Source organism: Streptomyces sp. NPDC046831 (genome assembly GCF_040645305.1).
GTDB lineage: Bacteria > Actinomycetota > Actinomycetes > Streptomycetales > Streptomycetaceae > Streptomyces.
The window spans coordinates 1-2,205 of record NZ_JBEYXZ010000078.1 but is presented as its reverse complement, the minus strand read 5'-3'; the positions used below and the strand labels follow the sequence as shown (position 1 = coordinate 2,205).

The window sequence follows — 2,205 nt, the reverse complement described above, 5'->3', positions numbered from 1 at the left end:
CGAGCGCCGCCTGGTGCTGGGCGAACCAGTCGATGCCGGTGCCGAGCACGTTGTTCAGGAGCGCCGCCAGGACCAGGACGGCGGCCGCGAGGGGGCCCCGGCGACCGCCGCCCTCGCGTCGTGCTCGTGCGCGGGTGGCCCCGCCGGCTCAGCGGTCGGCGTCCAGCGGCTCCAGGTCCTCGTCCTCGTCGGCACCGAGGCCGGCGTCCAGGTCGTCCTCGCCGTCGACGTCGTCGACCTCGTCCAGGTCGTCCACGTCCGCGTGGAGGTCGTCGTCGAAGACCGCGCTGACGTCGAAGCGGCAGACGATCTGCTGCGGATCGACGTGCTCGAAGGGCGCCTCCAGCCACTCCCCCGGCTCGGCGGGCTCGTCGGCCGCCGTGACCCACAGGGTCGAGTCGCCCTCCTCCAGCCCGAACTCCTTGTGCCGGGAGGCGATCTCGTCCGGTTCGAACTCGCCGAACAGGATGCCGAGCGCCCCGTGGACCGTGCCGGAGGTCCCCCCGCCGCTCGCGTCGTTGCCCTGGTCCGCCGCCTCCACCCGCCGGGCGTGGGCCCGCAGCCGCTGCGGCTCCACCACGGCGTAGTCGCGGCGGATCAGCACGCTGATCGCGTTCGGTTCCTCGGGGCCCGTGTACGGCGGCAGCGAGTCCTCCGCACCGGGGATCTCGAACGGGGTGACCTCGTCGTAACGGTCGTAGAGCAGTTCGTCGTACGCCTCTGCGGCCGCGGCCAGCTGGTTGAACGCCTCGTAGACGGCCGGGTCGTCCTCACCCGACCTGCGTTCGACCGCGGCCAGGTGGCGGTCGAGCGCGGTCTTGACCGCCTCGGCGGCGGCGCGTACCTCGGCAGCGGTGGGCTGCGCAGCATCAGACATAGTGCAGACGCTATCCGTACCGGGCCCCAGCCCGCACAATAGATGCGATGGCGGAATACGAATTTGTCGACGTGTACGTCCCTCGCGGGGTCTCCCGCAAGGAGACGGCACGTCTGCTGACGGACCATGCAGAGTACGGACACTGGGAGTTGTACCGTCTGAGCCTGCTGCGCGACGGCAGCCGCAGGGTGCGGCTGCGCCGGCGGATCATCCGCCAGGTACGCGCCACATGGTGAGCTGAGACGGCCGGAACGACAGCGGGCCCCGCCATGCGGGGCCCGCTTCGTGTCGGGACGCCGTCCCGCCGGCCCGCGCCGGCCGCGGCGCCGCCCGCACCGCCTACGCCGCGGCCCGCGCCCTGCGGTACATGACCGCGCCCGCGAGCAGCGCCCCGGCGCCCACCGGCAGGACGACGCCCATCGGCAGCTCACTGCCGGTCCGGGCGAGCTCTCCGGCGCCGCGCGGGGCGGTGACCGTCTGCGTGCCCGGGTGGTTCTGCGAGGAGCCGCCGGGGGTGGCCGGCGTACCGGGCAGGCCCGGGTGTCCGGGCGTACCGGGCACGCCCGGAGTACCGGGGTTGCCCGGCTTCTCCGGCGTACCGGGGTTTCCCGGGGTGCCCGGGTTCCCGGGGTTGCCGGGGTTCCCGGGGTTGCCGGGGTTGCCGGGGTTGCCGGGGTTGCCTGGCGGCTCCTCCCCGCCGCCCGGCGGCGTGGTGCCGCCCCCGCCGCCGGGACGCGTCCCGTTGGCGCAGGCGTTGCCCAGCGCCGCGTCGCCCACGCCGACGACGTTCACGCTGTTGCCGCAGACGTTCACCGGGACGTCGACCGGCACCTGGACGTGGTTGCCGGAGCCGACGCCCGGCGAGTGGCCGGTGCGGCCGCCGGCGTGCGCACCGCCCCGCCCGGACCCGGCGTGGTCGCCGTGCCCGCCGGAGGTGCCACCGCCCTGGTTGGCGCACTTGTTCCCCGCCGCCGGGTTGAGCAGCCCGACGACGTCGACGGTGTTGCCGCAGACGTTCACCGGCACGTGCACCGGCGCCTGCACCGTGTTGCCGGAGAGCACGCCCGGTGAGTGGGACGCCGCGCCGCTCGCGCCGGCGTCGGCGTGGGCGTAGCCGCTCGCGGCGGCGATCACGCCGGTGGCGGCGGCCACGGTCATCAGGCCCTTGCGGGTGACCTGTCGCATCGCTGAAATACCTGCCTTCGACCTTTTCTCAGAACCTTCCGGAACCGCGCACCGCACTGACCGGGCCAGGGCGACGCGGGTGACGTGTCGTAGGGCACAATTCGCTGTCGTCGCAGGGGAGTTGTCTGGCGGTCCGGGTGGTG

3 protein-coding genes are annotated in these 2,205 nt (G+C 74.2%); 1 reads left to right on the top strand and 2 read right to left on the bottom strand.

Features of this window, described 5'->3' with window-relative positions; genetic code table 11:
- Positions 1–148: 148 nt before the first annotated feature.
- Entirely contained in the window at positions 149–877 is a 729-nt protein-coding gene (locus ABZ920_RS30470; protein WP_361512071.1) for a hypothetical protein, read from the bottom strand.
- A gap of 47 nt (positions 878–924) precedes the next feature.
- Here ABZ920_RS30470 and ABZ920_RS30465 point away from each other — a divergent pair, with 47 nt between their 5' ends.
- Positions 925–1,113: a DUF5703 family protein gene (locus ABZ920_RS30465; RefSeq protein WP_361512068.1), complete on the top strand. Its 189-nt coding sequence runs from the start codon at positions 925–927 to the stop codon at positions 1,111–1,113.
- A 103-nt stretch (positions 1,114–1,216) separates the two neighbouring features.
- Here the strand turns inward: ABZ920_RS30465 and ABZ920_RS30460 are convergent, their stop codons facing one another.
- A complete protein-coding gene (locus ABZ920_RS30460; RefSeq protein WP_361512065.1) occupies positions 1,217–2,062 on the bottom strand; it encodes a chaplin in 846 nt (281 codons plus the stop codon).
- Positions 2,063–2,205 lie beyond the last annotated feature (143 nt).

Bases quoted from the DNA above. Each gene is read 5' to 3' on its own strand.
- ABZ920_RS30465 (WP_361512068.1), top strand. From the start codon at position 925: ATGGCGGAATACGAATTTGTCGACGTGTACGTCCCTCGCGGGGTCTCC.
- ABZ920_RS30460 (WP_361512065.1), bottom strand. From the start codon at position 2,062: ATGCGACAGGTCACCCGCAAGGGCCTGATGACCGTGGCCGCCGCCACC.
- ABZ920_RS30470 (WP_361512071.1), bottom strand. From the start codon at position 877: ATGTCTGATGCTGCGCAGCCCACCGCTGCCGAGGTACGCGCCGCCGCC.